Consider the following 2,237-nt stretch of genomic DNA (forward strand, 5'->3'; position numbering starts at 1 on the left):
AGCGATCGCCGCCGGGAACCCCGGCGGATAGACGCCCGACATCCCCTTGCCGTCCATCAGCGAGGTCGCCATGTCGATCAGGACGCTCGGGTCGCCCTCCTGGCCGCCCAGCGGCCACGGGGTGCCGCGCAGGGCGACCACCACGCCGCCGGCGATCACGCCGGTGGACAGGCCCGCGAGCGCTGCGCACACCAGCCGCTTCACCAGCTGGTGCCGCAGCACCGAACCCCGGTACGCGGTGTACACCAGCAGCGCCAGCAGCGGCAGACCGAGCAGCGCGACGTACTGCTGGAGCTTGGCGAGACCGCTGACCTGACCGATCCGGTTCAGCGGGTTGACGCTGATGTGCCGGCACAGGAAGGTGTAGCCGAGCGCGGCCGCGATGCTCACCAGGGCCTCGGCGCCGATGAGCACCCAGCGCCGGGAGGTCCAGGAGGTGCGGGCGGGGCCGTTCACCGCCGCGGTCCCACCGCCCGGCCGAGCCGCCTCGTGGCCGGCACCATCGGTGACGGCGGGGGCCAGATCAGTCATGTGATGTTCACTTCCGTCAAGCGGTCTACGTCGCGGCGGGGCGGCCAGGCCGGATCCGTCCGGCCGGCGCTGCGGATCCACGAACATCCCACCAGCCCCCAGCGGCGAGGCTAGCAGGGACGCGCCCGGCAGCCGTCGGGGCGGGTCGGTGCGGGGTGTCCGGACCGGTCCGGGCCGTCCCGGATTGTCCCATGGCGTACGACCTACCTGCCACCGGCGCGGCCTGCGCGGCCCACCCGGGGACCCGGTCGCGGGGCTTCCCGAATCGCCCCGGATGGTGGCGCAATTCACGACCGATACACACCCAATGCCCGAAATTCACGGCGCCGTGAAGGCGCCGAATTCACCGCGTCCGCATCGAATCGATAACGGCTGCCGATCGGCTGCGGCAGCCAAATGCCGGTGCCTCCTTTGTGGAGATCGGGTGTGAGAACATCAGTCCGGTGCCGTCCCGCGCGCCCGCTTCAGACCAGAGGCCACAGGAGCTCCAGAGCATGTTTCGCAAGCGCGCCCCCCTCCGAGAGCGAGCGACACTCGCGAGCAGGTGGAGCAACACCAATGGCATGGGCGCGCTTCGGCTGGTTTTCGCGACGGCGGTGATCTTCTCCCACGCGCCCGGCCTCGGGTACGGGCGCGACTACCCCGGCGTTCATTTCAGCCGGGGCCAGACCAGCCTCGGACCAATGGCGGTCTGCGGTTTCTTCGTCCTCTCCGGACTGCTGATCACCCGCAGTGCCCAGCGGCTGAGCGTGGGCCGGTTCATGTGGCACCGGCTGGTGCGGATCATGCCGGCGTTCTGGCTGTGCCTGGCGGCGACCGCGTTCGTGGTGGCGCCGATCCTGGCCCACCACGAACGGATGAGCCTGACCCACCTGTTCGACCACCCGCGGGGCCCCTGGCACTACATCCAGGCGAACTGGAGTCTGGGCATCAACGAGTGGGGCATATCCGACCTGCTCGGGCACAACATCCACCCGGGCGCGCTGGACGGCTCGCTGTGGTCCCTGGGCATAGAGATGCTCTGCTACCTGACCGTCGCGGGCCTCGCCGCGGTCGGCGTCCTGCGCCGCGCCCGCTGGGTGGTGCTGGTCCTGCTGGGCGCCGCGTACCTGCACCTGTTCCTGCTGGCCCTGGACTACCCGCACCTCAAGGCCCCGTTCTACGCCCCGTACCAGACCGGCTGGGTGCTGCCGTTCCTCGGCTACATGAGCGCCGAGAACGTCATCCCGCTGATGTTCATCTTCGGCCTCGGCGCCGCCGCCCAGCTCTACCGGGACCGGATCCCGCTCAACGCCCCGCTGGCGCTCTGCGCCCTGGTGGCCATGGCGGTGACCATGCGGTACGGGGCGTTCGTGCTGGTCGGCGTGCCGGCCTTCGCCTACCTGGTGATCTGGTTCGCGCTGAACACCCCGCGCCCGCTCACCAGGATCGGCGCCCGGGCCGACTTCTCGTACGGCATCTACATCTACGGCTACCTGGCGCAGCAGTGCCTGGTGGCCTTCCACTGGAACCGCTGGGGGATCACCACCTTCAACGCGGTCACCGTCGCCCTGACCGTCTGCGCGGCCGTGGTCTCCTGGTACCTGGTCGAGAAGCCCGCGCTGCGGATGAAGAACCTCTCCTACGACGACCTCGGCCGGTTCCGCGCCCGGCTGGTGCGCCGCCGCACCGCCGCCACCGCCACCACCACCGCCACCGCCACCGCC

Annotated in this window: 2 protein-coding genes; one reads left to right on the top strand and one right to left on the bottom strand. The window is 70.5% G+C overall.

Annotated elements, in window-relative coordinates:
- Positions 1-531 (bottom strand): hypothetical protein (locus AA75_RS50120; RefSeq protein WP_033824238.1); only part of this gene is annotated, 531 nt, incomplete at its 3' end.
- Positions 532-1,094: 563 nt separating this feature from the next.
- On the opposite strand from AA75_RS50120, the gene AA75_RS34165 reads away from it, so the two are divergent.
- Positions 1,095-2,237, top strand: a 1,143-nt coding sequence (locus AA75_RS34165; RefSeq protein WP_051813949.1) for an acyltransferase, incomplete at its 3' end; no start/stop codon positions are given.

It is taken from the genome of Kitasatospora sp. MBT63, from assembly GCF_000710465.2.
Taxonomy (GTDB): domain Bacteria; phylum Actinomycetota; class Actinomycetes; order Streptomycetales; family Streptomycetaceae; genus Kitasatospora.